Source organism: Kitasatospora sp. NPDC088391, from assembly GCF_044753345.1.
Taxonomy (GTDB): domain Bacteria; phylum Actinomycetota; class Actinomycetes; order Streptomycetales; family Streptomycetaceae; genus Kitasatospora.
In genome coordinates, this window is the sequence record NZ_JBIVNB010000006.1 from 236241 (window position 1) to 262512 (window position 26272).

Genomic DNA, 26272 nt, shown 5'->3' on the forward strand with positions numbered 1-26272 from the left:
ATCGGCGCGCCCTCGTGACGCGTCCCGATGACGACGCCGACAATCTTGCGAGAATTCGATGTTTCGAACTCTTTCGCCGAGGTCGTCCGGCCGTACGATAAGCGGCCAACGGCCCCGGTACGCCCCTCCCCGCGACGGTCCCGGCGCGTCGGGCGAACTATCCACTCGCCCCGACCGTCCCACTTGGTGAGGAGCCGACAGCCGTTCCCGCCCCCGGCGGGGCCCAACAGACCACAGCGGGAGAGCATTTTGCGCCACTTCGGGCATCTCGCGGACGACGTCCGCAGCCGGCTCTTTCACGAGCAGCCCGCCGCCTTCGACCGGGACAGCGACACCGCCGTCCTGGCCACCGCGCTCGGCGCCACCCTCTACAGCCCCGCCACCCGGCCCACCCTGGCCCGCGACATCCGCAAGCAGACCGCCCGCGGCGTGGTCTCCATGGTGCTCTGCCTGGAGGACGCCATCGCCGACCACGAGGTCGACGGCGCCGAGCACAACCTGGTCGCCCAGCTCACCGAACTCGCCGGGCAGGACGCCGACGCCGAACTGCCGCTGCTGTTCGTCCGGGTCCGCACCCCCGAGCAGATCACCGACCTGGCCGCCCGGCTCGGCCCCGCGCTGCGCCTGCTCAGCGGCTTCGTGGTGCCCAAGTTCACCGAGGACAGCGGCCTGCCCTTCCTGGAGGCGCTCGGCGCCGCCGAGGAGCGCAGCGGGCGGCGGCTGTTCGTCATGCCGGTCCTCGAATCGCCCGAACTCGCCCACCTGGAGAGCCGCCGCGACCAGCTGCACGGCATCGCCCGGCTGCTCGACAAGCACCGCCCCCGGGTGCTCGCCGTCCGGCTCGGCGTCACCGACCTGTGCTCCGCGTACGGGCTGCGCCGCTCGCCCGACCTGACCGCCTACGACGTCGCCCTGGTGGCCGGCGTGATCGGCGACGTGGTCAACGTGCTCGGCCGGGCCGACGGCACCGGGCACACCATCACCGGGCCGGTCTGGGAGTACTTCCCGCTCCAGGAGCGGATGTTCAAGCCCCAGCTGCGCCGCACCCCGTTCACCGAGGCCACCCCGCCCGCCGACCGGGTCCGCCAGCGGCTGATCGAGCACGACCTGGACGGCCTGATCCGGGAGATCGAGCTCGACCGCGCCAACGGGCTGCTCGGCAAGACCTGCATCCACCCCAGCCACGTCGCCGCCGTGCACGCGCTCTCCGTGGTCACCCACGAGGAGCTGTGCGACGCCCGGGACATCCTGCAGCGGCACCGCGGCGGCGGCGGGGTCAGCCGCTCCGCCTACACCAACAAGATGAACGAGGCCAAGCCGCACCGGGCCTGGGCCGAGCGGGTGCTGCTGCGCGCCGAGGTGTTCGGCGTCGCCCGGCCCGAGGTCTCGTTCGCCGAACTGCTCTCCGCCTGCGTCGGCTGACGGCGCGTCAGCCGATCGGCCGACCCGGCCGTCCACCGGTCGGCCCGGACGTTCCGGCCGGTCGGCGGGCGTTCTCCGGCCGGTCGGCCGATTCGGGCGCCCCGGCCGGGCCCGTAGTCTCGAACCCGGAGCGCACACCCGTGCGCCCCGCCGGGCACCACCGGCACCGTGCGTCACACCAGCCGCACCAGCCGTACCGACCGCACCAGCCCGACCAGCGTGCCCAGCCCGACCAGCCCCACCAGCACCGCCCGCGACAGTGACAGGAGTTCCGATGACCGCCGACGTCTGGACCGGCCAGTGGGTCACCGACCGGCTCGGCCTGCGCCTCAGCGGCGACCCCGAGCTCGGCTCGCTGATCGGGCTCGCGCTGCGCCGCAACCCCAAGCGCGCCCACCTGCTGGTCTCCCAGGTGCTGGGCAAGCACGTCCCGCAGCGCCCCGCCGTGGTGCACGGCGCCGGCCTCGACCTCGGCCGCCGGGTCGCCGACCTGCTCGGCCCCGCCGACACCGCCCGCGCCGCCGTCCTCGGCTACGCGGAGACCGCCACCGCCCTCGGCCACAGCGTCGCCGACGCCCTCGACGCCCCCTACCTGCACTCCACCCGCCGCCCCGTCCCCGGCGTCGCCCCGCTCGGCGGCTTCGAGGAGGAGCACTCGCACGCCACCAGCCACCTGCTGCTCCCCGAGGACGCCGCCCTGCTGGCCGGCGACGGCCCGCTGGTCCTGGTCGACGACGAGATCTCCACCGGCAGCACCATCCTCAACACCATCCGGGCGCTGCACGCCGCCCACCCCCGCGAGCGGTACGTCCTGGTCGCCCTGGTCGACCTGCGCACCCCCGCCGACCACGAGCGGCTGCACGCCGCCGCCGCCGAGCTGGGCGCCCGCCTCGACCTGGTGGCCACCGCCGGCGGCGGCGTCCACCTCCCCGAGGGCGTCCTCGACCGGGCCCGCGCCCTGATCGACGCCGCCCCCGCCCAGCCCCGCCCCGCCGGCGCGCCGGGCCGGCTGAGCACGGCCCGGCTGCCCTGGCCCGACGGCCTGCCCGACGGCGGCCGGCACGGCTTCACCCCCGCCCACCGCCACCGCCTGGAGGCCGCCCTCCCCGCCCTCGGCACCGCCCTCGCCGACGCCGTCGGCCCCCGCCCCGGCCGGGTCCTGGTGCTCGGCTGCGAAGAGCTGATGTACGCCCCGCTGCGGCTCGCCGACGCCCTCCAGCGGCAGCTCCCCGCCGCCGAGGTCCGGTTCTCCACCACCACCCGCTCCCCGGTGCTCGCCCTCGACCACTCCGGCTACGCCATCCGCACCGGCCTGGTCTTCCCCGCCCACGACGACCCCGCCGACACCGACGCCACCGAGCGCTACGCCTACAACGTCGCCCCCGGCACCGACCCGGCCCGCCGCTTCGACACCGTCGTCCTGGTCGTCGACGACCCCGCCGACACCCCCGCCCTGCACACCGGCCCCGACGCCCTGCTGCCCCAGCTCCGCACCGCCGCCGACCACGTGGTGCTCGCCGTTCTCCCGTCGTACCGCCCCGCGCCACCCGCCCGACGCACCGCCGACCACCCGCTGACCGAGCATCACGCTGCACACCTCGACGAAGGCCCGGCATGACCGCACACACCGTCCCCGCCCCGCCCGCCGCCCGCCCGCTGCACGGGCCGGCCTTCTCCAGCTACCCCGCCGCGGACGTCACCTGGCTGCTCAAGGACCTCTCCGACGTCCCGCTCGAAGCGCCCACCGAGGAGCGCGAGGAGGCCGTCCAGTCCGGCGGCGCCCACTACGCCGAATCGCTCCCGGTCGAGTACCAGCCCAGCCCCGAGTACCAGCAGCTCTTCCACACCGCGCTGGCCGACTCCACCACCCGCCTCGCCACCGCCGTCGGCGTCGTCGCCGAGACCCTGCTGCGCGAACGCGGCCCGCACCTGGTGCTGGCCTCGCTGGCCCGGGCCGGCACCCCCGTCGGCATCCTGATCCGCCGCTGGCTCGCCCACGCCCACGGCCTCGACGTGCCGCACTACACCGTCTCCATCGTCCGCGGCCGCGGCATCGACACCACCGCCCTGCGCCACCTCGCCGCCCACCACCGCCCCGCCGACGTGGTCTTCGTCGACGGCTGGACGGGCAAGGGCGCCATCACCCGGGAACTCGGCGGGGCCCTGGCCGGCACCGGCTTCGACCCCGACCTCGCCGTCCTCGCCGACCCCGGCGGCTGCGTTCGCACCTACGGCACCCGCGACGACTTCCTGATCCCCTCCGCCTGCCTCAACTCCACCGTCTCCGGCCTGATCTCCCGCACCGTGCTGCGCGCCGACCTCACCGGGCCCGACGAGTTCCACGGCGCCAAGTACTACCGGGACCTGGCCGCCGCCGACGTCTCCCGGCAGTTCGTCGACACCGTCGCCGCCGCCTTCCCGTCGGTCGGCCCCGCCGTCGCCGCCGAGACCGCCCGGCTCGCCACCGCCGACCGCACCCCCACCTGGGAGGGCTGGGCCGCCGTCGAGCGGATCAGCGCCGAGTACGGCATCGACAGCGTCAACCTGGTCAAGCCCGGCGTCGGCGAGACCACCCGGGTCCTGCTGCGCCGCGTCCCCTGGCGCATCCTGGCCCGCCGCGGCGCCGGCGCCGACCTCGACCACGTGCGGCTGCTCGCCGCCCAGCGCGGCGTCCCGGTCGAGGAGACCGACGACCTGCCCTACACCTGCGTCGGGCTGATCCACCCGCGCTACACCCGCGGCGCCACCGGCGCGGACGGCACCGCCGTCCAGCCCTGAGCCCCCCATCCCCGACCGAAGGAGACCCCGCCCGTGCCGCAGTTCCTGGTCGCCAGCGACCTCGACCGCACCCTCGTCTACTCCAACCGCGCGCTCGCCCTGGACGTGCCCGACCGGCTCGCCCCCCGGCTGCTCTCGGTGGAGGTGCACGACGGCAAGGCGCTCTCCTTCATGACCGAGACGGCCGCCGAACTGCTGGCCGAACTCGCCGCGCAGGTCCCGGTCGTCCCCATCACCACCCGCACCCGCACCCAGTACGAGCGGATCAACCTCCCCGGCCCCACGCCGGGCTGGATCCCCCCGTACGCGGTCTGCGCCAACGGCGGCCACCTGCTCGTCGACGGCGTCCCCGACCCCGACTGGCACCGCGAGATCCGGTCCCGGCTGGCGGCCGCCAGCGCCCCCGTCGCCGAGGTGGTCGAGCACCTCGCGATCACCGCCGACCCCGAGTGGACACACAAGCGCCGGGTCGCCGACGAGCTCTTCGCCTACCTGGTGGTCGAGCGCGCCGAACTCCCGGCCGGCTGGATCGAGGACCTCACCGCCTGGTGCGCCGAACGCGGCTGGACGGTCTCGCTCCAGGGCCGCAAGGTCTACGCCGTCCCCGCGCCGCTCTCCAAGAGCGCCGCCCTCGCCGAGGTCCGCGAGCGCACCGGCGCGCGGACGGTCCTCACCGCCGGCGACTCCCTGCTCGACGCCGAACTCCTGCTCGCCGCCGACCACGGCTGGCGCCCCGGGCACGGCGAACTCGCCGAGACCGGCTGGACGGCCGAGGGCGTCACCGCGCTCACCGAGATCGGCGTCTCGGCGGGCGAGGAGATCATCCGCCAGATGCTGGAACGGGTCCGCTCCGGCGCGACCCTCCCCACCCCGGTCTGACACCCGGCCGCCCGCCCGGCCGTCGTCGGGCCCGGGGCGTCCGCCCCGGGCCCGGTACCGGGCTCAGCCGCAGCAGCCACCGCCGCAGCAGCCGCCCCCGCCACCGCTGGGCGCGGGGGCCGAGGAGCCGGCCGCCCCGCCGGTGACGGCGACGGTGGAGAGCAGCTTGACGGTGTCGGGGTGCCCCTGCGGGCAGGTGGCCGGGTCGTTGGCTTCGGCCATCGGGCGGCTCAGTTCGAAGGTCGCACCGCAGGCGCGGCAGCGGAAGTCGTAGCGAGGCATACCGAGCAGGGTACCCAGCACGGGCCGGGCACCCCGCGAAGCGGCCACCCGGACCGGCGGGCGCGGCCGGATGCCCGCTTCCCGGCGGCCCCGTCCCCCCGCCGCGGTCCTCCGGCGGTGGCCGCCCAGCGGCCGCTCAGTGGCCGCTCAGTGGCCGCGGATCATCGTGACCACCTCGGCCGCGGTCTCCCGGACGGCCGCCAGCTCGGTCAGGAAGGCCCAGTAGTCGGGGTGCCGGCCGGCGTCCTCCAGGGAGGCCACGGCCCGGTCCAGCCGGCCCACCGCCGCGTCCAGCGGTCCGGCGTGCCGGGGGTCCGGGGCCTGGCGTCCGGCCATCGCGAGCCGCTGCGCGTCGCGGAGGGCGAACCGGGCCCGCTCGATCTCCTGCTGCGGGTCGCGCTGCACCTCGTTCAACTGCCGCAGCCGCTCGTTCACGGCGGACACCGAGCCCTCCGCGGTGTCCAGCAGCGCCCGCACGGTGCCGATCGCCGCGGTGGCGTCGGCCCAGCGCTGCTCGTCCCGGGCCCGGACCGCCTCGGCGAGCCGGGCCCGCGCGGTGCGGACGGCCTCCGCGGTCTGCGCCGGCACGTGCTGCAGGTCCTGCCAGCAGGCCAGCGAGAAGCGGCGGCGCAGGTCGCTGAGCGCCGGGTCGACCGTCCCGGCCCGGTTCTCCAGGGCGTCGATCCTGGTCCGCAGGGTGCCGACCCGGCGGTCGATCTCGCCCGCCCGCTCCGGCAGCCGGGCGGCCTCGGCCCGGACGTCCTCGGCCCGCCGGGCCACGTCCTCGGCGCGCTGCAGGGTGGCGGGGACGCCGTGCTGCGAGACGCCCTGGTTCAGCCTGGTCAGCTCGGGGGCCAGCTCGGCCAGCCGGGCCGCCAGGTCGTCGGCCCGCAGCCCGGCCCCCCGGGCCTGTTCGAGGGCGGTGGTCGCGGCCAGCAGCGCCTGCTTGGCCCGCTCGACCGCGGGCGTGACCCGGATCAGCTGCGCCTCGGCGTGGTCGACCAGCGGCTGCAGCCGGCTGAGGAAAGCACCCAGTTCGGCGCGCTTGGCGTCCAGTTCGCGCTTGGCCTGGTCGAGCTGCTGCCGGGCCCGGGCGACGGCGCCCGGATCGACCTCGGCCGAGTCCAGGTCGACGGCGTCCAACGCGCCCAGGTAGGCGACCGTGACCTGGTCGATCCGGGCCGTCAGATCGGCGAACTCCTGCTCGACCCGGCGGGAAGTCGCGGGCTCGCCCGCGGACTTCACCGTCTCGACCGCGAGCAGCGCGTCCCGCTGGGCGGAGTCCAGCTCGTAGAACGACTCCTGGGCCGCCTCCCGGGCCGCCCGGGCGTCCTCCCGCGCGGCGTCCCGACGACCGCCGCCCCACCAGCCGCCCCGTCCCCCGCCACCGCCGCCGGCCACCCTCACCACGCGCTCCCTGCTCCGTACCGTCCCGTCGCTTCCCCGCCATTCTTGCCGATCACCCGCCCCGCCCGGCACCCCCCGCGGAATCCCCCTTCCGGACACAGCGGCGAACCACTCCCCGGACCAGGTAGTCTGTCCATTCGTCGTGCGACCGGCCTGCCGGTCCACAGCGGCGAGGGCGCATAGCTCAGCGGTAGAGCGCCGCCCTTACAAGGCGGATGTCGGCGGTTCGAAACCGTCTGCGCCCACCCTCGTGAACAGCGTTGAGGCACCCAAAGGCCCAGGTCGGAGCGGAAGTTCCGGCCCGGGCCGTTTGTGTGTCCGGGGTCGGTGGCGGCGGCCGGGGAGGGGACGGGGAGCGGCCGCGGCGAAGATCGGCTCCCAGTTTTTCCCTGAAGGATCATGATGCGTGCCCTCCGGGGGCCGGGCGTTGCGCGGGGCCCGGGGGAGGGGGTTGCATGGCGGGATGGGAGACGCGGGGGCCGGGCGGCCGGTGGTGTACCTGTTCGCTTCGGCGGCGGGGGTGGTGCCGGGGATCGGCGGGGTAGTGCGGTCGGCGGTGGGGCGGGGGTGGGACGTCGCGGTGGGGCTGACTCCGGCGGCGCGAGTCTGGTTGGAGGAGCGGGTGCCGGAGTTGGAGGAGTTGACCGGGCACCCGGTGAAGAGCGCCTACCGGTGGCCGGGGCAGCCGGATGTGCTGCCGCCCGCCGACGCGGTGCTGTTCGCGCCGGCGACGTTCAACTCGGTCAACAGTCTGGCGCTCGGCCTGACCGGTTCCTGGGTGGTCGGCTACGCGGCCGAGGCGGTGGGCAAGGGCGTGCCGGTGCTGGTGGCGCCCTGTGTCAACGCGGCGCTCGCCGCGCATCCCCAGTACGCCCGCAGCCTGGCGGTGTTGCGGGAGGCCGGGATGGAGGTCCTGGTGGACGGGGGCGGGGGCTTCGACTGGGAGGCGGGGCTGGACGCGGTGGCGCGGACGTTGCGGCTCAGGGGCGGGGACGGGGGCGGGGCAGCAGCAGGTCCGCGAGCGCGCTGAGCGTGTCCGCGGTGAGGTCGGCGTCGGGGGCGGCGGCGGTGGTGAGGCCGATCGGTCCGCGTCGGAGGGGGCGGTGCGCAGGCCGGCGGCGAGGGGGTCCAGGCGGTGAGCCGTGCGTAGAAGTGCGGCGAGGGTTTGGCGGCGCCCCATTCGACGACAGGCCCCGGGTGACCACCATGCCGGCCAGCGCGGACACGGTGTGCGCGGGCACGCCCAACCGGTCGGCCCGGTCCCGCCAGTAGCGGGTGTCGTCGGTCAGCGTGTTGCCGACGTCGAACACCACCGCGTCGGTGTCCGTGGGGGAAGGGTAAACGGGTTAGAGGGAAAGGACATTGACTGAGCGTCAGAGGAGCTTGCGGGGTGCGAGGCCGGGGCGTGGGTCGTCGTCCGCGCGGTGCGGGTGGAGCAGGGCGGCGGCGGTGCGGAGGCGGGCGGCGGTGCGGGTGGGGAGGACGGCGGTCCAGAGGTGGCCGTGGCCGGCGGGGCCTTCCACCAGCCAGGAGGTCCAGGGGAGTTGGAGGGTGGCGGCGGGGCTGAAGGCGGCGGGGAGGTGGCCGGCCAGCGGGAGGTCCTGGAGGCCGAGGCGGCACCAGCTGGAGAGGGTGAGGGTGCGGCGGGCGGGGTCGAAGCCGATCGGGACGCAGTCGCCGACGCGGTCCCGGCCGACGGCGTCGAGGAAGCGCAGGTTGCTCCGGACGCTGAGGTGCTTTTCGGTGAACTCCTCGACGGCGGTGCGGAGTTCGGCCGCGTAGCGGGCGGGGGTGGTGCCGGGCCGCCAGGGCAGCCGGATCTCGCCGAGCAGATTGCCGAGCGCGCCGTCGGGCAGGCCGAGGACGCGGCGCAGGTTGACCGGCATGGTGAGGGTCTGCTCGTCCGCGCCGGCGCCGTCGACCTCGCGCAGGACGTGCAGCAGGTGGGCGCAGAGGGCGTCGTTGGCGGAGAGCCGGCGGCCGGCCCCGGCGGAGAGCGCGGCGCGCAGCCGTTCGGTCTCCGCGGGGGAGAACCAGACCTGGACGGTGCGGTTGGCGAGTGCGGCGGCGGCGAAGGAGCGGCGCAGTTCGGCGCTCTCGGCCGGGTCGGGGAGCCGGAGGGCGGGGGTGCCGCTGTCCTGTGCGGGCAGGTGGGCGTCGAGGTGGTGGTCGCGGTCGGGGGCGCGGTCGACCTCGGGGAGCGGGGTGCCCTCGGTGCAGGCGGACCAGGTGCGCAGCAGGGTGGCGAAGGTCTGCATGTCGCCGACGGCGTGGTGCCAGGAGATGCCGAGGGCGCTGCCGCCGTCGGTGAGGCGGTTGAGCCGGACGGTGAGCAGCGGGTGGCCGCCGCGGCGGGCCTCGGCGGCGCGGACGTGGTCGACCAGTCCGTTGGCGGGCAGTGCCATCCGGTCGAAGGACTCGGCGAGGGTGTAGGGCGCGTCGGCGACGGTGAACGGGATGCCGGCGTCGTCGGTGTCGATCCACAGGTCGCCGTCGGCGGTGGTGCGCAGGCGGCCGGCGAACTCGGGGAGCCGGTCGAGGGCGCGGGCGAGGCCGTCGGCGAGGACCTCGGCGTCGAGGGCGTGCCGGTGGAACAGGACCACCGAGACCGGGAGGTCGGCGAGCAGCAGGTCGCCGACGGAGCAGCGGATCGGCCCCGGCCCGGGGCGGCCGGCCCGGACGGTGCGGGTGTCGGTCTCGGACGTCAGCGTGCCGGTCATGCCGGTCCCCTCCCTGAAGTGACGGGGGGAACGATAGGGGCGGCGGGCGGCGGGAACCAGAGGTGTCCGAACGGACGGTTCCGGTTCGGGAGGGTGTGTGGTGTTTCTCACGTCGATGGTCGAAAAGCCGGAAATCGCACCCTCTGCGGTTTTCGTCCCCGGCTCCACACCCATCGAGCGGCCTGAAACGAAGGAAATTTTGGGTTAAAGATCATGTAATCGACGGAAACAAACCCTATCACTCCGATGAAACGCAGGCGATCAACCGGCTTCGACCGTGGCGAGCTGCGGAAACAGTGGGAGTTACGGTTCCGGCATGGTTCAGCTCGACAACCGCCCGCGGGCCGGCGCCGAGGCCGCCGCCGGTGCGGACGCCCCCGGGGGCGTTCGGTCCAAGGGCCTCAACAGCAACTCGGTGGGCCTGCTCGGCAACGCGGTGATCGGCGTGTCCACCGTCGCCCCGGTCTACTGCCTGACCACCACCCTGGGCACCACGGTGGCCGCCGTCGGCCTGCAGATGCCCGCGCTGTTCCTGGCCGGCTTCCTGCCGATGATGCTGGTGGCCTTCGCCTACCGGGAGTTGAACAAGGCGATCCCCGACAGCGGGACCTCCTTCACCTGGACGGTGAAGGCGTTCGGCCCGAAGGTCGGCTGGATGTGCGGCTGGGGCCTGGTGGTGGCGACCGTCATCGTGCTCTCCAACCTCGCGGGCGTCGCCACCGAGTACCTGTACCTGCTGCTCGGCGAGATCACCCGGAGCGACGCGGTCGCCGCGCTCAACGACGACCGGCTGATCCACGTCGCCACCTGCCTGGTGCTGATCGCCGTCGCCACCATGATCAGCTACCGCGGCATGACGGCCACCAAGGGCGTCCAGTACGCCCTGGTGGGGCTCCAGTTGGCGGTGCTCGGCCTGTTCGGCGTGATGGCGATCGCCAAGTCCACCGGCCACGGCGCGGCCGGTGCACTGCACTTCTCCTGGAGCTGGCTGAACCCGTTCCAGGCCAGTTCCTTCACCGCCTTCGTCGCGGGCCTGTCGCTGTCGCTCTTCATGTACTGGGGCTGGGACGCCTGCCTGAGCGCCAACGAGGAGACCGGCGGCAGCGAGAAGACCCCGGGCCGGGCCGCGCTGCTGGCCATGGTGGTGCTGGTCGGCTCCTACCTGTTCACCGCCGTCGCGGTGCAGATGTACGCGGGCGTCGGTACCACCGGCACCGGCCTCGGCAACCCGGAGACCTCGTCCAACGTGCTGGCCGTGCTGGCCGGTCCGGTGATGGGCCCGGTGCTCGGCGTGCTGCTGTTCGTCGCCGTGCTGGCCTCCGCCTCGGCCAGCCTGCAGACCACCTTCATCCCGGTCAGCCGCACCGTGCTGGCGATGAGCGTCTACGAGGCGCTGCCGCCGTCCTTCGCCAGGGTCGGCGAGCGCTACCGGACCCCCGGCCGGGCGATCGTCACCGCGGGCGTCGGCACCGGCGCGTTCTACACCGTGATGACCCTGGTCAGCTCGCACGTGCTGGCCGACACCATCGCCGCGCTGACGCTGATGATCTGCTTCTACTACTCGCTGACCGCGTTCGCCTGCGCCTGGTACTTCCGCGCCGAGGTGCGCCGCTCCCTCCGCGACGCGCTGCTCAAGTGCGTCTTCCCGCTGCTCGGCGGGCTCACCCTGGCCGGGATCTTCGGCAAGTCGCTGGTCGACATGGTCGATCCGTCCTACGGCAGCGGCAGTTCGGTGTTCGGCGTCGGCTCGGTGTTCGTGGTCGGGGCCGGCCTGCTGGCGCTCGGCCTGCTGGTGATGGCCGTGATGACCCGGCGCAGCCCCGCGTTCTTCCGCGGCGAGGTGCTCACCCGCGAGACCCCCGCGCTGGTCGTCCCCGACTGAGCCGGGGAGCGCGGCGAAGGGCCCCGAACCACCCGGTGGTTCGGGGCCCTTCGCCGTCGTGCGACGGGATCAGTACGCGACGGTGAAGCGCTCGCCGAGGTGCTTCGGGTTCTCGATCTCGTCCAGCAGCGCCACCGCGTAGTCCTCGGTGGAGATCCGGCTCTCGCCGTCCGCGCCGATCAGCAGGTCGTCCTGGCCCACCCGGTAGCTGCCGGTGCGCTCGCCCGGGGCGATGGTGCCCGCGGGGGAGAGGTTGGTCCAGCGGACGTCGCCGACGGTGCGCAGGAAGTCCAGCGCGTCGCCGTGCGCGTGCATGATCTGCAGCAGGAACTCCGGCAGGCCCTCGGTGTCCCACACCTGCTTGCCGTCCGGGGTGCGCAGCGAGCCCGCGCCGCCCACCGTGACCAGCCGCGGCGCGTCCGCGCCCAGCGTGCGCAGCCCCGCCACCAGCGCCTCGAAGGACGGCGCGATCAGCGCCTGGTGGCCCGGGCCGTCGCCGCCGCCGACCGCGCTGACCACCACGTCCGCGCCCTCGGCGTGCCGGGCCACCGAGGCCGGGTCCAGCACGTCGCCGGCCACCACGGTCAGCGCCGGGTGGGTCCGGGTCAGCTTCGCCGGGTCGCGGACCACCGCGGTGACGCGGTGGCCGCGGCGCAGCGCCTCGTCCAGCACGCGGGAGCCGATGGTGCCGGTGGCGCCGTACAGGGTGATGGTGCTCATGTCGGATCGTCCCGTCTGTCGTTTTCGGTCTTCGCAACGACCGTACGGCCGGTCGGACGGGGTGGGCGAGGTGCCGGGCCGACAGGGGATGGTGAAAAACGGACAGCCCGTGCGGCGGGGGCGGTCGGCGGCGGGGGAGCGGGCCGCAATGCCTTGTCGGAACGCACCTTGACGGCCGCTCGGGCCCCGGCCTAGCTTGCTTTCGCATCCCAGAAGAATTGTTCCGCATTGCGAAAACAGTGCCGGACAGTGTCGACGGCAGGAGTAGCCGATGCCCCGTATGACAGCCGCCCGCGCGGCGGTGGAGATCCTCCGGCTCGAAGGCGTCGAGGTCGCGTTCGGCGTGCCCGGGGCCGCGATCAACCCCTTCTACGCCGCGCTCAAGGCCGCCGGTGGCATCCGGCACACCCTGGCCCGGCACGTCGAGGGCGCCTCGCACATGGCCGAGGGCTACACCCGGGCGAAGGCCGGCAACATCGGCGTCTGCGTCGGCACCTCGGGCCCGGCCGGCACCGACATGATCACCGGCCTGTACTCGGCGATCGCCGACTCGGTCCCGATCCTGTGCATCACCGGCCAGGCCCCGGTCGCCCGGCTGCACAAGGAGGACTTCCAGGCCGTCGACATCGCCGCCATCGCCCGGCCCGTCACCAAGGCCGCCACCACCGTGCTGGAGGCCGCGCAGGTCCCCGGCGTCCTCCAGCAGGCCTTCCACCTGATGCGCTCCGGACGGCCCGGCCCGGTCCTGGTCGACCTGCCGATCGACGTGCAGCTCACCGAGATCGAGTTCGACCCCGAGGCGTACCAGCCGCTGCCGGTCCACCGGCCCGTCGCCAACCGGGTCCAGATCGGGAAGGCGCTCGCCCTGCTCCAGGCGTCCGAGCGGCCGCTGATCGTGGCGGGCGGCGGCGTCATCAACGCCGACGCCGCCGAACCGCTCCGGGAGTTCGCCGAGTTGACGGGCGTCCCGGTGGTCCCGACGCTGATGGGCTGGGGCGTCGTCCCCGACGACCACGAGCTGAACGCGGGCATGGTCGGCCTGCAGACCTCGCACCGCTACGGGAACGAGAACTTCCTCGCCTCCGACTTCGTCCTCGGCATCGGCAACCGCTGGGCCAACCGCCACACCGGCGGCCTGGACGTCTACACCGCGGGCCGGACGTTCGTCCACATCGACGTCGAACCCACCCAGATCGGCCGGATCTTCGCCCCCGACCTCGGCATCGCCTCCGACGCGAAGGCCGCGCTGCTCCTGCTGCTGGAGGCGGCCCGGGATCTGGCGGCGGACGGGCGGCTGAAGGACCGCCGGGAGTGGGCCGCGAGCACCCGGCGGCGGCGGGCCGCGCTGCAGCGCAGGACCCACTTCGACGAGGTGCCGCTCAAGCCGCAGCGCGTCTACGAGGAGATGAACCGCGCCTTCGGCCCCGAGACCCGGTACGTCACCACCATCGGCCTCGCGCAGATCGCGGGCGCGCAACTGCTGCACGTCCACCGGCCCCGCCACTGGATCAACTGCGGCCAGGCCGGCCCGCTCGGCTGGACCGTCCCCGCCGCGCTCGGCGTCGCCACCGCCGACCCGGACGGGCAGGTGGTCGCGCTCTCCGGCGACTACGACTTCCAGTTCATGATCGAGGAGCTGGCGGTCGGTGCGCAGCACCGCATCCCCTACGTCCACGTGCTGCTCAACAACGCCTACCTGGGCCTGATCCGGCAGGCGCAGCGCAACTTCGACATCGACTTCCAGGTCAACCTGGAGTTCGAGAACCTCAACGCGCCCGAACTCGGCGCCTACGGCGTCGACCACGTCCGGGTCGCCGAGGGGCTGGGCTGCAAGGCGATCCGGGTGACCCGGCCGGAGGAGTTGCTGCCCGCGTTCGAGCGGGCCAAGAAGCTCGCCGCCGAGTTCCGCGTCCCGGTGGTGGTCGAGGCGATCCTGGAACGCGTCACCAACATCTCGATGGCGGCCGCGGACATCGACCGGGTCGTGGAGTGGGAGGACCTCGCCACCTCCCCGGAGGACGCGCCGACGGCGATCCTCCCGTTCGAGAGGTAGGCGTTCGGGGCCTTCGGCGTGAAGCAGGGGCGTCCGGTGGGCCCCGGTTTCAGCCGAGGTGCCAGAGGGTGCCGTGGCCGGTGTGGAGGGTGGCGGCGAGGAGGGCGAGGTCGGCGAGGCCGAGGGTGAGGCCGAGGAGGGCGCGGGCCGGGCGGGTGGTGCGGCGGTGCAGGGCGAGGGCCGCGAGGGTGAGGGCGAGGGGGCCGAGGACGAGGTTGAAGAAGAGGAGTCCGAGCAGGCCCAGGACGAAGGAGGCGACGGCGAGTTGGTCGGCCTCGGCGGCGGTGCGGCGGGTGTCGTTCATGGCGGGTGCTCCCGGGGTCAGTGGCGGCGGGTGCGGCCGAGTCGTTCGCGGGCGCCGAAGAGCAGCAGCCAGCCGGCGATCGCGGCCGCGGCGGCGAGGAAGACCGGCCCGGGGAGGTGGGCGGCGGCCCCGGCGAGCAGGCCGAGGGCGAGCAGGGCGACGAGCAGCACGGTGAACCCCTTCCGATTTCGGTTAACAAGTGTTCGCTGAAGACTGGTCAGTACTCTAGCGGGGCTCGCCAAATTCGGCAAACAGTTGTTTACTGAACCCCGTGACGACCCCCGCGACGACCTCCGAGGCGACCCCCGCGACACCCGCCGGGGCCACCCAGCCCCCGGGGGCCCGCCAGGCCCAGAAGCAGGCCAGCCGCCGCGCCCTGCTGGACGCCGCGCTCGGCCTGCTGGAGCAGCAGAACCTGAGCGGTCTGGGCGTCCGCGAGGTGACCCGGGCCGCCGGCCTCTCCCCGGCCGGGTTCTACCGGCACTTCGCGGACCTGGCCGAGCTGGGCGTGGTGCTGGTGGAGGAGTCGCTGGCGAACCTGCACGAGATGGTCCGGGCGGTGTTCGCGGCCGCGGGCGACCCGGAGCGGCTGATCGACCGCTCGGTCGAGGTGATCGCCGCGCACGTGGCCGCGCACCCCGCGTACATCCGGTTCCTGGCCCGTGAGCGGCACGGCGGGGTGAAGCCGGTGCGGGACGCGGTCGCCGCCGAACTGGCGCGCTTCGCCGAGGAGTTGGCCCAGCTGCTGGCCGTCCAGCCGGACACCGCGGACTGGTCGGCGGCGGACCGCCGGATGCTGGCCGAGCTGTACGTGGACCGGATGGTGTCGACGGCGCTGGCGCTGGTGGAGGCGGACCCGGCGGGCCGGGCGGCGCTGGCGGCGACGGTGCGCACCCAGTTGCGGCTGATCAACCTGGGCAGCCGCCACTGGAAGGCCGGCTGACGGTCCGTCGGCGGCGGGCGTCCGGGCGCGAGGGGGCTTGACAGCCTGTCATGGGCGCGCCAATTTAGGTGCACCCCCGTGGGAACCCCACCCCCACGCCCTCCGAGAGGCACCCTCATGAAGAAGCCGCTCACCGGCGCGCTCTGCGCGCTCCTCGTCACCGGGGCCACCGCCCTGGTGAACGCCGCCCCCGCCGCTGCCGCCCCGACCCCCGCCGCCCCCGCCGTCACCGTGAACTTCGCCGGCACGGTCGCGCTCAGCAACTGCTCCGGCTCGCTGGTGCGGATGCCCAACTCGGTCGACAGCGACCCCGGCCTGATCCTCACCAACGGCCACTGCCTGGAGTCCGGCATGCCGAACCCCGGACAGGTCGTCACCGACAAGTCCTCCAGCCGCAGCTTCACCCTGCTGAGTTCCAGCGGCAGCAGCCTCGGCACCGTCAAGGCCAACCGGGTCCTCTACTCGACGATGACCGACACCGACGTCACCCTCTACCGGCTGAGCAGCAGCTACGCCACGATCAAGAGCCGCTACGGGATATCCCCGCTGACCATGGCCACCGCCCACCCCGTGGCCGGCAGCGCCATCAAGGTGGTCTCCGGCTACTGGAAGACCATCTACTCCTGCAACGTGGACGGCTTCGTGTACCGCCTCAAGGAGGGCGGCTGGACCTTCAAGGACTCGGTCCGCTACACCTCCGCCTGCAACACCATCGGCGGCACCTCCGGCTCCCCCGTGGTCGACACCGCCAGCGGCCAGGTCGTCGCCGTGAACAACACCGGCAACGAGAACGGCGAACGCTGCACCGTCGACAACCCCTGCGAGGTCGACCAGAACGGCACGGTGACGGTCCGCCAGGGCATCAACTACGCCCAGGAGACCTACACCATCCCGAACTGCTTCGCCCCGGGCAACGTGCTCGACCTGACCAGGGCAGGCTGCGTGCTGCCCCGCCCGTAGCCGCGCCCACCCCCGTCCGGCCACCCGCGAACCCCCTCCCCGCGGGTGGCCGGACGCGTTCCCGGCCGGCCGCGCGCCCGGCCGCGTTCCCCGCCGTGCGCCTGCCGGCCCCGCCGCGCGCACCCTTCCTGAAGCAGTGAATCGGTGCTTCAATCCTTGCCGTGGCCTACCGACGCACCCCCGCCGTCCAAGCCCGCCTCGACGACCGGCGCGAAGCCGTCCTGCGGGCCGCCGCCGCGCTGCTCGCCGACCGCGGCTACGCGGCCTGCTCGATGGCGGCCGTCGCCGAACGCGCGGGCATCGCCACCGGCAGCGTCTACCAGCACTTCAGCAGCAAGGCCGAACTGGCCGTCGCCCTGTTCCGAACCGTCTGCGGCCGCGAGATCGCCGCCGTCACCGAGGCCGCCGAACGCGCCGCCGACCCGCTCGACGGCATCGCCGCCCTGGTCGCCGCCTTCGCCGCCCGCGCCCTCCAGGCGCCCCGGCTCGCCCGCGCCCTGCTCGCCGAACCCGCCGACCCGGCCGTCGAGGCCGAACGGCTGGTCTTCCGCCGGGCCTTCCGCGACCTGATCGCCGTCCGGATCGACCGGGCCGTCGCACTCGGCCGACTCCCCGCCCAGCCCGCCGAGTTGACCGCCGCCGCGATCGTCGGCGGCGTCGCCGAGGCGCTGGTCGGACCGCTCACCGACGGCCGCCCGCCCGAGGCGGTGCTGCCCGCACTGGTCACCTTCACCCTGCGCGCCCTGGGAGGGCACTGATGGCAAGCACCCACGAGGTCACCAACCAGGTGCCCGACCCGTACGGCCACGACGTCGCCGCCGACCCCACCCTGCTCGCCGCCCTCGACCGGGCCGGTGCCGGCTGGGCCGCCGACGACCTGCACGCCCTCGGCCGGCTCGCCGGCAGCGAACAGGCCGCCGACTGGGCCCGCCTCGCCAACGACCACCCGCCCGTGCTGCGCACCCACGACCGCTACGGCCACCGCGTCGACGAGGTCGAATTCCACCCGTACTGGCACGAGTTGATGCGCACCGCCGTCGAACACGGCCTGCACGCCGCCCCCTGGCGGGACGACCGCCCCGGCGCGCACACCGCCCGGGCCGCCAAGTTCTACGTCTGGGGCCAGGTCGAGGCCGGCCACACCTGCCCGGTCTCGATGACCTACGCCGCCGTCCCCGCGCTCCGCACCACCCCCGAACTCGCCGCCGCCTACGAGCCGCTGCTCGCCGCCCGGGAGTACGACTTCGGGCTCCGCGAACCGCACGGCAAGCGCGGCCTGATCGCCGGCATGTCGATGACCGAGAAGCAGGGCGGCTCCGACGTCCGCGCCAACACCACCCGCGCCGTCCCCGCCGGCGACGGCACCCACCGCCTCACCGGCCACAAGTGGTTCACCTCCGCCCCGATGTCCGACCTGTTCCTGACGCTGGCCCAGGCCCCCGGCGGCCTGTCCTGCTTCGTGCTGCCGCGCGTCCTGCCCGACGGCAGCCGCAACGCGCTGCGCCTGCAGCGCCTCAAGGACAAGCTCGGCAACAAGTCCAACGCCTCCGCCGAGATCGAGTACGAGGACGCGGTGGGCTGGCTGGTCGGCGAGGAGGGCCGGGGCGTGCGCACCATCATCGAGATGGTCAACATGACCCGGCTGGACTGCACCGTCGGCGCCGCCTCCGCGATGCGCCACGGCGCCCTGCGCGCCCTCCACCACGCCACCCACCGGCGGGCGTTCGGCAAGGCGCTGGTCGACCAGCCGCTGATGCGCAACGTCCTCGCCGACCTGGTGGTCGAGTCCGAGGCCGCCACCGCGGTCGCGCTGCGCCTCGCCGAGGCCACCGACCGCGCGCTGGCCGGCGACACCGGCGAGGCCCAGCTGCGCCGCCTCGGCCTCGCCGTCGCCAAGTACTGGGTGTGCAAGCGCGGCCCCGGCCACGCCGCCGAGGCCCTCGAATGCCTCGGCGGCAACGGCTACGTCGAGGAGTCCGGCATGCCCCGGCTCTACCGGGAGGCCCCGCTGGTCTCGATCTGGGAGGGCTCCGGCAACGTCGCCGCGCTGGACGCGCTGCGCGCGATGGCCCGCCAACCCGAGAGCGTGGCCGCCGTGTTCGCCGAACTCGACGCCGCGAGCGGCCTCGACCGGCACTACGACGGCGCGCTGGCCGCACTCCGCAAGGACCTCGCCGACCCTGACCAACTGGAGTACCGCGCCCGCCACTCGGTCGAGCGCCTCGCCCTCGTCCTCCAGGGCTCCGTCCTGCTCCGCCACGGCGACCCCGCCGTCGCCGAGGCCTTCACCGCCACCCGCCTGGCCGGCGGCGGCGGCCTGGCCTACGGCACTCTCCCGACCGGCCTCGACACCGCCGCGATCCTCGCCCGTATCCCCGAACTCCCCTGAGGCTCGCGGCAAAGGCCCGCCCGCCGGCCCGGGACTTTTCGGAAAAGCCTTCGGGCGGGCCCGTCCCGCCGTTCTCGCCGCGACGATTTGGGCGGGATTGCTTCCCGTGCGCCGAATCGGATGACTGAGCCGGAATTCGGGGCTGATCGATCGAATGTCCCGGCCGCCCTCCGGCCGGTGCGCGCCGGGCGGCGCGGGGTCGGGTTTCCCGGGATTGCGCAGGTGAATGGTGCATTTACATGACATTTGACGTCGAGTCACCCCTTCGGTGGGAATGGGCCGCCACAAGCTCCGATGTGACGTGGATCACCATGCTGCCGCTTTAAATTCCGTTGACCCGAATTGACTTTCCGCTGGTACGCTGCACCGCCAATTTCCTGACCGTCGATCAGATTCTTCCGATCCGGACAATAGGGGTGCAAAGCATGTCAAGGGCAAAGTGGCTGACTTATCGTCAAGCGGCTCAATCCCCACCGAAACATCGGACCCGGTTCGCCGTCGCGGCCGCCGGGGCCGTCGTCGCCTCGCTGCTGGTGCCGGTCTCGGTGGCGGCCGCGGCGGGGCCGGACTGGTCGCGGAAGTGGTCGCCGCCGAACACGCCGCTGGCGAGGACGGCGTCGGTGGACGGCAAGGACGCGGCGCTGCTGGGGGCGGTGCAGCCGGCGCATCCGGTGCCGCCGGTGTGGCAGCCGGCGAAGCCGGTGGCGGTACCGAAGGGGCATGCCGACGTCAGGCTGTCGAAGGCGCCTGCGGCGAAGCGGAGTTCGGGCACCCCGGAGGCGGGTGAGGCGGCGCGGGCGGCGGGTCTGCCGGTGGCGTTGGCACCGTTGGCGGGTTCGGCGGTGGCGGAGCAGTCGGTCGGGGTCGACGTGGTCGATCCGAAGGCGGCCGGTGCGGCGGGGATTCCGGGCCCGGTGGTGGCGCTGTCGCGGGCGGCCGGGGCGTCGGGGGAGGGCCCGGTGCGGGTCTCGCTCGACCTGGCGAAGCTCGCCCCCGCCTACGGTGCGGACTGGGCTTCGCGGGTGCGACTGGTGGCGCTGCCGGCGTGTGCGCTGACGACGCCGCAGGTGGCGGGCTGTCTGAAGCAGACCCCGGTGGAGTCGCAACTCGACCGCGCATCGGGGCAGTTGACGGCCGACGTGGTGCTGCCCGGTGGTGACGGCGCGGCCCGGACGCAGATTCAGGGCGTCGGCGCGGCCTCCGCGCAGCAGGGCGTGGTGCTGGCGGCCGTGTCCGGCGCGTCCAGCGGTGCGGGCACCTACGCGGCGACGCCGTTGAACGTCTCCCAGGGCTGGACGTCGGGTTCGTCCTCGGGCTCGTTCGGCTACGAGTACCCGGTCGGGTTGCCGAAGGGCCTGGGCGGTACGGCGCCGTCGGTGTCCCTGTCCTACGACTCGGCGTCGGTGGACGGGAAGACCTCGTCGACGAACGCGCAGGCGTCCTGGATCGGTGACGGCTGGGAGTACGGTTCGGGCTTCGTCGAGCGGTCCTACCGGCCGTGCTCCAAGGCCGGGATCACCAACTCCGGCGACGAGTGCTGGGCGGGGGCCAACCTGACGCTGGCGCTGGGCGGCCACTCGGGCGAACTGGTGCCCGACGACGCCTCCTGCCAGAGCGGCGCGGCCGCGACCATGGAGCAGTCGGCCTGCACCTGGCGGATCAAGGGTGACGACGGCAGCAAGGTGCAGTTCCTGACCGGTGCCACCAACGGCACCTGGAACGGCTCCTACATCAAGGTCACCGACACCTCGGGCACGGTCTACTACTTCGGGCTGAACCACCTGCCCGACGCGTCCGGCAACCCGTCCACCAAGGGCCCGGACTCGGGTTCGGCCTGGACGGTGCCGGTGTACTCGCCCAATGCCGGGGACCCCTGCTACGACTCCGCCAAGGGCAAGTCGTCGTGGTGCCAGACGGCTTGGCGCTGGAACCTCGACTACGTCGTGGACGCGCACGGCAACCTGACCACGTACACCTACGCGCCCGAGACCAACAACTACTCCCGGGGCGGGGCGCAGAACAACGGCTCCGGGACGCTCACGCAGTACACCCGCTCCGGTGTGCTGCAGTCGATCGGGTACGGGCAGCTGCTCTCCGACCAGATCGCGGCGAACGGCGGCTACAACCCGGCGGCGAAGGTCGTCTTCGCCTCGGGCGAGCGCTGCGTGACCTCGATCCTGGCCTGCGACCCGGTCAACCGGACCTCCGCGCACGCGGGCGACTGGCCGGACGTCCCGATGGACCAGCAGTGCGCGAGCACCGGCGCGTGCACCAACTACGGGCCGACGTTCTGGTCCACCAAGTGGCTCAACTCGATCACCACGCAGGTCCGTTACAACGGCGCCTACCAGGACGTCGACGCCTACACGCTCACCCACCGCTTCGTGAACGTGCAGAACGCGACCGAGAACACCCAGGTCCCGTGGCTGGCGAGCGTCCAGCGCACCGGCAAGGACCAGCAGGCCAGCTCCACCCCGGTGACGCTGCCGCCGGTGTCGTTCACCGAGATGCTGCTGCCCAACCGGGTCGACGGCACCAACCTGGTGCCCTCCCGCCCGGCGTACAACCGGCCGCGCATCCAGCTGATCACCACCGAGACCGGCTCCACGGTCGGCGTCGACTACTACCCGGCGGACTGCTCGCGGGTGAACAACTCGATGCCGGGCTCGGCCGACAGCGACATCCGGTCCTGCTACAACGTCAAGTGGCACACCCCGAACGAGGTGCAGGGCGCGGACCCGGTCGACGACTGGTTCCAGCGCTACCCCGTGAAGACGGTGACGGTGACGCCCGGCACGCCCGGCTCCGCGCCGATGACCACCGCCTACACGTACGGCAGCGCGGCCTGGCACCGCAACAACTCACCGATGATCGACGCCAAGGACCGCACCTGGGACGACTTCCGCGGCTACGCGAACGTCACCACCGTCACCGGCAACGGCAACGACGGACCGAAGGCGCAGAGCACCACCACCTACCACCAGGGCATGGACGGTGACTACAAGGCCGACGGGACCACCCGTACCGTGAAGGTCGGCGGTGCGATGAGCGGTCAGGTCACCGACTCCGACTGGCTCTCCGGCCGGGCGCTGGAGACGGACACGTACACGCAGGCCGGCGGCACCGTCGCCGCCTACACCGTCACCACTGGCACCGGCCCGGCCACGACCGCCACCCACAACCGCACCGGACTGCCCGCCCTCGTCGCCCGCTACGGCGCCACCACCGGCACCAGCGTGGCCAAGTCCCTGAAGAGCGACGGGTCGTGGACGGGGACGACGACCACCACGACGGGCGACGCCGCGCACGGCAACCGCACCGTCTCGGTCCTCACCGCCGCCGACGGGGTGCCGGACACCTGCAGGCGCACCTCCTACGCCGCCGGCCCGGACCCGCAGGTCACCTCGCTGGTGTCGGAGGAGCTGACCGTCAGCGGCGCGAGTGCCTGCACCGCCACCGCCGGGCAGCAGAACACCGTCTCCTGGACCCGCACGTACTACGACGGCAAGCCGCTGGGCCAGGCGGGCAGCAAGGGCGACGCGACCTCGACCGAGACCGTCGACCACTACACCGGCGGCACGGCCGCGTTCACCGTCACCGGCGTCCGGACCTACGACGCCTACGGCCGGGGTCTCACGGCGACCGACCCCAACACCACCGACGACGCCCACAAGGGCGGTGCGACCACCACGACCGCGTACAGCGCGCCGCAGGCCGGTGAACTGCCGACCGGCATGACGGTGACGACCCCGGCCCCGGCCGGAGCCGCCGACGCGGCCACCGGCCGCACCACCGTCACGGTCCTGGACAGCGCCCGGGGCCTGGTCAAGAGCTCGACCGACGCCAACGGCCGTGCCACCACCGTCGGTTACGACGCGGTCGGCCGGACCACCGCGGTGTGGAACCCGGGCCGCAGCACCTCGCTGTCCCCGAACACCGCCTACGCGTACGCGATCCCCGGCGTGGTCAACGGCCAGGTGGTTCCGCCGAGCACCAGCACGACCACCCTGGTCGGCGTCGGCACCAACGACGTCTACACCTCGGTGACCTCCACCGCGATCATGGACGGCACGGGGCGGACGATCCAGACCCAGTCCCCGCCCGCGCTGTCGGCGTACTCCGGGCGGCTGCTGACCGACACCGCCTACGACTCGCAGGGCCGGGTGATCCGCGCCAACAACACCTGGTACAACAACGCCGCCCGGCCGGGCACCGTGCTCTACCAGGAGAGCAACACCCAGAAGATCCCGGCCCAGACCCACACCGTCTACGACGGCATGGGCCGCCCGGTCACCAGCGAGTTCGTGGCCTACGGGACGGTGCAGAGCACCACCACGACGGCGTACCCGGGCGCGGAGCGCGTTGACACCACCCCGCCGTCCGGGACCGCGCCGACCTCCACGGTGGTCGACGCCCTCGGCCGGACCACCCAGCTGTGGCAGTACCGCACCCCGACGGCGACCGGAAACCCGGCCGACGCCGACGTCACCACCTACACCTTCAACCCCGACGGCCAGCCCGCCACCCGCAAGGACGCGGCCGGAAACACCTGGTCGTACGGCTACGACACGCGGGGCCGCCAGACCTCCGTCACCGACCCGGACGCCGGTACCAGCAGCACCGCGTACGACGCGGCGGGCCGGGCCGCGTCCACCACGGACGGCCGGGGCCGGACGATCACCACCAGCTACGACCTGCTCGGCCGTCCCGTGGCCACCTACGACGGAGCGACCACCGACGGGGCCAAGCAGCTGACCGCCCGCACCTACGACACGGTGGTCAAGGGCCGACCGACCTCCACCATCCGCTACACGGGCGGGGCGTCCGGCAAGGCCTACGTCTCCACCGTCAACACCTACGACACGACGTACCACCCGACCAAGGCCACCACCACGATTCCTGGTTCGGAGATCGGTGCGGCGGACACCAGCCCGCTGACCTACACCTACCAGACCGTCTACGACCAGGTGACGGGCCTGCTGCTGCGCGACAACCGGTCGCAGCTGGACACCATGGCCGCGGAGCGGCTCGACTACACCTACGACACGTACGGGCTGTTGAGCAGCTACGGCGCGTTCGGCGGGTCGACCTACGACCTGTCCAACGACTACGACGCCTACGGCCGTTCGATCCGCACCACGGTCAACCCGTGGGGCACCCAGATCGTCCTGACCAACGTCTACGACGAGTCGACGGGGCGTCAGCTCTCCCAGTTCGTCGACAAGCAGACCGCCGCCACCGGCGCGGTCCAGCAGACCACGTACGCCTACGACGCCTCCGGGCGGATCACCGGCATCCGCAGCATCCCGGACAACACGCCGTCGGCGACCGACCTGCAGTGCTTCTCCTACGACTACCTCAGCCGCCTCACCACCGCGTGGACGGACAAGGGCGCCCTCACCCTCGCCCCCAACCCGGCCGTCGGCGGACGCGGCGCCTGCGCCAACACCAGCCCCACCAGCGGCGCGGTCGCCCCGGCGACCAACACCGTCGGCGGCAGCGCCCCCTACTGGCAGGACTACACCTACGACCTGACCGGCAACCGCAAGAGCCTCACCCAGCACGACCCGTCCGGCGACACCGCCAAGGACACCGCCACCACCCAGACCTTCACGGCGGCCGGCACCGTCAACAACGGCAACGGCCAGGGCGGCCCGCACGCCCTCACCGGCACGGGCACCGTCGTCAACGGCACCACCGACACCTCCGGCGGCAACACGTACGACGCCGCCGGCAACACCGCCGCCCAGTACTCCGACAAGACCGGCACCACCGATCTCGCCTGGACCGCCGAGGGCAAGCTCGACGCCTACAAGCCCGCTGTCCAGATCCAGGGCATCGGGGGCAAGTGCCTCACCACCCAGGACGGCAGCTCCGCCGCGGGCACGCCCGCGGAGATCGTCAACTGTGCCGCCGGCGGCGCACAGAAGTTCTCCACCACCGGCAACCTGCTCAAGGTCCTGAACAAGTGCCTCACCGCGACCGGCAGCACGTCCGGCTCGGCGGTCAAGCTCCAGTCCTGCGACGGCAGTTCGGCACAGACCTGGAACGCACAGCCCAACGGCACCGTCACCAACGGCGCCAGCGGCCTCTGCCTGGCCGTCCCCGGTGACGTCACCACCTCCGGCACCGACACCGTGGTCGCCACCTGCGGCACCACCACGATCCCGGCCGGCCAGAAGTGGACCGTCCCCGACAACGCCACCACCTACGTCTACGACCCCGACGGCAAGCAACTCGTCCGCCGCGACCCGGGGAAGACCACCATCACCCTCGGCAGCGACGAACTCGTCTACGACACCGCCGTCAAGTCCAAGGCCGTGACCCGCTACTACCGGATGCCCGGCGGCCTGAACCTGGTCCGCCAGGGCGGCACCAACACCTGGCAGATCGACGACCACCACGGCACCGGAACCCTCGCCCTCGACGGCACCACGCTCGCCGAGAGCAGGAGGCCCACCGACCCGTTCGGCAACCCGCGCGGCACCCAACCCGGCGCCTGGGCCGGCTCGCACGGCTTCGTCGGCGGCACCAAGGACGACGCCACCGGCCTCACCAACCTCGGCGCCCGCCAGTACGACCCGCGCACCGGACGCTTCGTCAACCCCGACCCGCTGCTCCGGCCGACCGATCCGCAGCAGTGGAACGCCTACGCCTACGGCAACAACAACCCGCTGAACCTCACGGACCCGGACGGCCTCGCCCCCTGCGCGGACGGCATCAAGGACAAGTGCGGCCCGGCGGGCCCGAGTTGCGGCGGCAGCATGTGGGCGAAGCCGTGCCCGCCCAGCACCAGCACGTGCACGAACCCGTTCGTCCTCAAGTGCAACAGCGGTGGCGGCGGTGGTGGTGGCAAGACGCCCGGTCCGACGCCGCCCCCGAGCCCGACGCCCGGTCCGACGCCGACCCCGGGTCCGACGCAGTCCAAGGGCTCGAAGCCCACGCCGTCCCCGTCACCGAACTCGCCGCCGCCGGGGTACTACAAGCCGTGCGACAGCCCCTGCAAGTACGTCACCACGGCGGGCATGGCACTGGACAGCCTCGGGTGGTTCCCGTTCGGCCGGGCCAACGAGCTCAACGGCGCCGATGAACTGGCACGGGTGATGGACAACTCCGAAACCTGCGAGGTCGGCGAGAAGCAGGTGATCTGCTACGGCGGTTCGCCCGGCGGCAAGCAGCCGATGACGGTCGGCGACGTGCTCTTCTACCCCGGCAGCAAGCAGGACCTCAACGACCAGTTGAAGGACGAGGCCGAGACCCGGCGGCAGATGACCGAGAAGCGCGGAGCGGACTTCACCGAGAAGTACGGACCGGACCTGTTCCGGCACGAGGTCATCCACTCCGAGCAGTGGTCGAGGGAGGGAGCCGTCCTGTTCTCGGCGAACTACGGTCTGGAATCCGCCAAGTCCAAGATTGCGACCGGGAACCCGGCCCTGGCCAACAAGTACGAGATGGAGGCTAACCTCTACTGGGGCAGCTACCGAACGGCGGAGGGCTGGAAATGAGGCGGTCCTTCCGAAGGAGGCAGGAGCC

General features: G+C 73.2%; 17 protein-coding genes, 1 tRNA gene and 1 pseudogene. 12 read left to right on the forward strand and 7 right to left on the reverse strand.

Annotation, left to right across the window (positions count from 1 at the left end; genetic code table 11):
* The first annotated feature begins 249 nt into the window (after positions 1 to 249).
* The 3 genes and pseudogenes from ACIQBJ_RS20300 to ACIQBJ_RS20310 all read left to right on the forward strand — a co-directional run bounded on the left by ACIQBJ_RS20300 (position 250) and on the right by ACIQBJ_RS20310 (position 5079).
* Entirely contained in the window at positions 250 to 1422 is a 1173-nt protein-coding gene (locus ACIQBJ_RS20300) for an HpcH/HpaI aldolase/citrate lyase family protein (protein ID WP_400711984.1), read from the forward strand.
* Positions 1423 to 1696: 274 nt separating this feature from the next.
* Positions 1697 to 4200: pseudogene (locus tag ACIQBJ_RS20305) on the forward strand (phosphoribosyltransferase).
* A 33-nt stretch (positions 4201 to 4233) separates the two neighbouring features.
* On the forward strand, positions 4234 to 5079 hold the full coding sequence (locus tag ACIQBJ_RS20310) for an HAD family hydrolase (protein WP_400711987.1): 846 nt from the start codon (positions 4234 to 4236) through the stop codon (positions 5077 to 5079).
* A gap of 63 nt (positions 5080 to 5142) precedes the next feature.
* On the opposite strand, the gene ACIQBJ_RS20315 is transcribed toward ACIQBJ_RS20310, so the two are convergent.
* Both ACIQBJ_RS20315 and ACIQBJ_RS20320 read right to left on the reverse strand, forming a co-directional pair.
* On the reverse strand, positions 5143 to 5361 hold the full coding sequence (locus ACIQBJ_RS20315) for a zinc ribbon domain-containing protein (protein WP_400711990.1): 219 nt from the start codon (positions 5359 to 5361) through the stop codon (positions 5143 to 5145).
* Between the two features lie 147 nt (positions 5362 to 5508).
* Positions 5509 to 6768, reverse strand: a complete 1260-nt coding sequence (locus tag ACIQBJ_RS20320; RefSeq protein ID WP_400711993.1) for a hypothetical protein — start codon at positions 6766 to 6768, stop codon at positions 5509 to 5511.
* Between the two features lie 173 nt (positions 6769 to 6941).
* Between ACIQBJ_RS20320 and ACIQBJ_RS20325 the strand changes: the two genes are divergently transcribed.
* Positions 6942 to 7013: transfer RNA gene (locus ACIQBJ_RS20325), tRNA-Val, on the forward strand.
* Between the two features lie 218 nt (positions 7014 to 7231).
* On the forward strand, positions 7232 to 7798 hold the full coding sequence (locus tag ACIQBJ_RS20330) for a flavoprotein (RefSeq protein ID WP_400711996.1): 567 nt from the start codon (positions 7232 to 7234) through the stop codon (positions 7796 to 7798).
* Between the two features lie 343 nt (positions 7799 to 8141).
* Here ACIQBJ_RS20330 and ACIQBJ_RS20335 read toward each other — a convergent pair whose 3' ends face one another.
* Positions 8142 to 9488 carry an acyltransferase gene (locus tag ACIQBJ_RS20335; protein ID WP_400711999.1) on the reverse strand — a complete coding sequence of 449 codons (1347 nt, stop codon included), beginning with the start codon at positions 9486 to 9488 and terminating at the stop codon, positions 8142 to 8144.
* Between the two features lie 316 nt (positions 9489 to 9804).
* Here ACIQBJ_RS20335 and ACIQBJ_RS20340 point away from each other — a divergent pair, with 316 nt between their 5' ends.
* Positions 9805 to 11370, forward strand: coding sequence for an APC family permease (locus ACIQBJ_RS20340; protein ID WP_400712002.1), 1566 nt, complete (start codon positions 9805 to 9807; stop codon positions 11368 to 11370).
* A 69-nt stretch (positions 11371 to 11439) separates the two neighbouring features.
* Here ACIQBJ_RS20340 and ACIQBJ_RS20345 read toward each other — a convergent pair whose 3' ends face one another.
* Positions 11440 to 12090, reverse strand: coding sequence for an NAD(P)-dependent oxidoreductase (locus tag ACIQBJ_RS20345; RefSeq protein ID WP_400712005.1), 651 nt, complete (start codon positions 12088 to 12090; stop codon positions 11440 to 11442).
* A 271-nt stretch (positions 12091 to 12361) separates the two neighbouring features.
* Between ACIQBJ_RS20345 and gcl the strand changes: the two genes are divergently transcribed.
* Positions 12362 to 14143 carry a glyoxylate carboligase gene (gene gcl, locus ACIQBJ_RS20350; RefSeq protein ID WP_400712007.1) on the forward strand — a complete coding sequence of 594 codons (1782 nt, stop codon included), beginning with the start codon at positions 12362 to 12364 and terminating at the stop codon, positions 14141 to 14143.
* A 49-nt stretch (positions 14144 to 14192) separates the two neighbouring features.
* On the opposite strand, the gene ACIQBJ_RS20355 is transcribed toward gcl, so the two are convergent.
* Together ACIQBJ_RS20355 and ACIQBJ_RS20360 are read right to left on the reverse strand one after the other, a co-directional pair.
* The gene (locus ACIQBJ_RS20355) at positions 14193 to 14447 is read right to left on the reverse strand and encodes a hypothetical protein (RefSeq protein WP_400712010.1); all 255 of its coding nucleotides are present in this window, start codon (positions 14445 to 14447) and stop codon (positions 14193 to 14195) included.
* 17 nt (positions 14448 to 14464) lie between these two features.
* Complete coding sequence (locus ACIQBJ_RS20360; RefSeq protein WP_400712013.1) at positions 14465 to 14617, reverse strand: hypothetical protein; 153 nt, start codon at positions 14615 to 14617, stop codon at positions 14465 to 14467.
* Between the two features lie 206 nt (positions 14618 to 14823).
* Here ACIQBJ_RS20360 and ACIQBJ_RS20365 point away from each other — a divergent pair, with 206 nt between their 5' ends.
* The 4 genes from ACIQBJ_RS20365 (at position 14824) to ACIQBJ_RS20380 (ending at position 18739) form a co-directional block, all read left to right on the forward strand.
* Positions 14824 to 15390 (forward strand): TetR family transcriptional regulator, encoded by a 567-nt coding sequence (locus ACIQBJ_RS20365; protein ID WP_400712564.1) that lies wholly within the window; start codon positions 14824 to 14826, stop codon positions 15388 to 15390.
* 117 nt (positions 15391 to 15507) lie between these two features.
* Positions 15508 to 16350, forward strand: coding sequence for a serine protease (locus ACIQBJ_RS20370; RefSeq protein WP_400712016.1), 843 nt, complete (start codon positions 15508 to 15510; stop codon positions 16348 to 16350).
* A gap of 161 nt (positions 16351 to 16511) precedes the next feature.
* Complete coding sequence (locus ACIQBJ_RS20375) at positions 16512 to 17108, forward strand: TetR/AcrR family transcriptional regulator (protein WP_400712019.1); 597 nt, start codon at positions 16512 to 16514, stop codon at positions 17106 to 17108.
* Positions 17108 to 18739, forward strand: coding sequence for an acyl-CoA dehydrogenase family protein (locus ACIQBJ_RS20380; RefSeq protein ID WP_400712022.1), 1632 nt, complete (start codon positions 17108 to 17110; stop codon positions 18737 to 18739). The genes ACIQBJ_RS20375 and ACIQBJ_RS20380 overlap by 1 nt, the downstream gene beginning before the upstream one ends.
* Positions 18740 to 19202: 463 nt before the next feature.
* Here ACIQBJ_RS20380 and ACIQBJ_RS20385 read toward each other — a convergent pair whose 3' ends face one another.
* Positions 19203 to 19511: a hypothetical protein gene (locus ACIQBJ_RS20385; protein WP_400712025.1), complete on the reverse strand. Its 309-nt coding sequence runs from the start codon at positions 19509 to 19511 to the stop codon at positions 19203 to 19205.
* A 40-nt stretch (positions 19512 to 19551) separates the two neighbouring features.
* On the opposite strand from ACIQBJ_RS20385, the gene ACIQBJ_RS20390 reads away from it, so the two are divergent.
* On the forward strand, positions 19552 to 26244 hold the full coding sequence (locus ACIQBJ_RS20390) for a ricin-type beta-trefoil lectin domain protein (RefSeq protein ID WP_400712028.1): 6693 nt from the start codon (positions 19552 to 19554) through the stop codon (positions 26242 to 26244).
* Positions 26245 to 26272: the final 28 nt, after the last annotated feature.

Bases quoted from the DNA above. Each gene is read 5' to 3' on its own strand.
- ACIQBJ_RS20315 (WP_400711990.1), bottom strand. From the start codon at position 5,361: ATGCCTCGCTACGACTTCCGCTGCCGCGCCTGCGGTGCGACCTTCGAA.
- ACIQBJ_RS20330 (WP_400711996.1), top strand. From the start codon at position 7,232: ATGGGAGACGCGGGGGCCGGGCGGCCGGTGGTGTACCTGTTCGCTTCG.
- ACIQBJ_RS20335 (WP_400711999.1), bottom strand. From the start codon at position 9,488: ATGACCGGCACGCTGACGTCCGAGACCGACACCCGCACCGTCCGGGCC.
- ACIQBJ_RS20340 (WP_400712002.1), top strand. From the start codon at position 9,805: ATGGTTCAGCTCGACAACCGCCCGCGGGCCGGCGCCGAGGCCGCCGCC.
- ACIQBJ_RS20345 (WP_400712005.1), bottom strand. From the start codon at position 12,090: ATGAGCACCATCACCCTGTACGGCGCCACCGGCACCATCGGCTCCCGC.
- gcl (WP_400712007.1), top strand. From the start codon at position 12,362: ATGCCCCGTATGACAGCCGCCCGCGCGGCGGTGGAGATCCTCCGGCTC.
- ACIQBJ_RS20355 (WP_400712010.1), bottom strand. From the start codon at position 14,447: ATGAACGACACCCGCCGCACCGCCGCCGAGGCCGACCAACTCGCCGTC.
- ACIQBJ_RS20370 (WP_400712016.1), top strand. From the start codon at position 15,508: ATGAAGAAGCCGCTCACCGGCGCGCTCTGCGCGCTCCTCGTCACCGGG.
- ACIQBJ_RS20380 (WP_400712022.1), top strand. From the start codon at position 17,108: ATGGCAAGCACCCACGAGGTCACCAACCAGGTGCCCGACCCGTACGGC.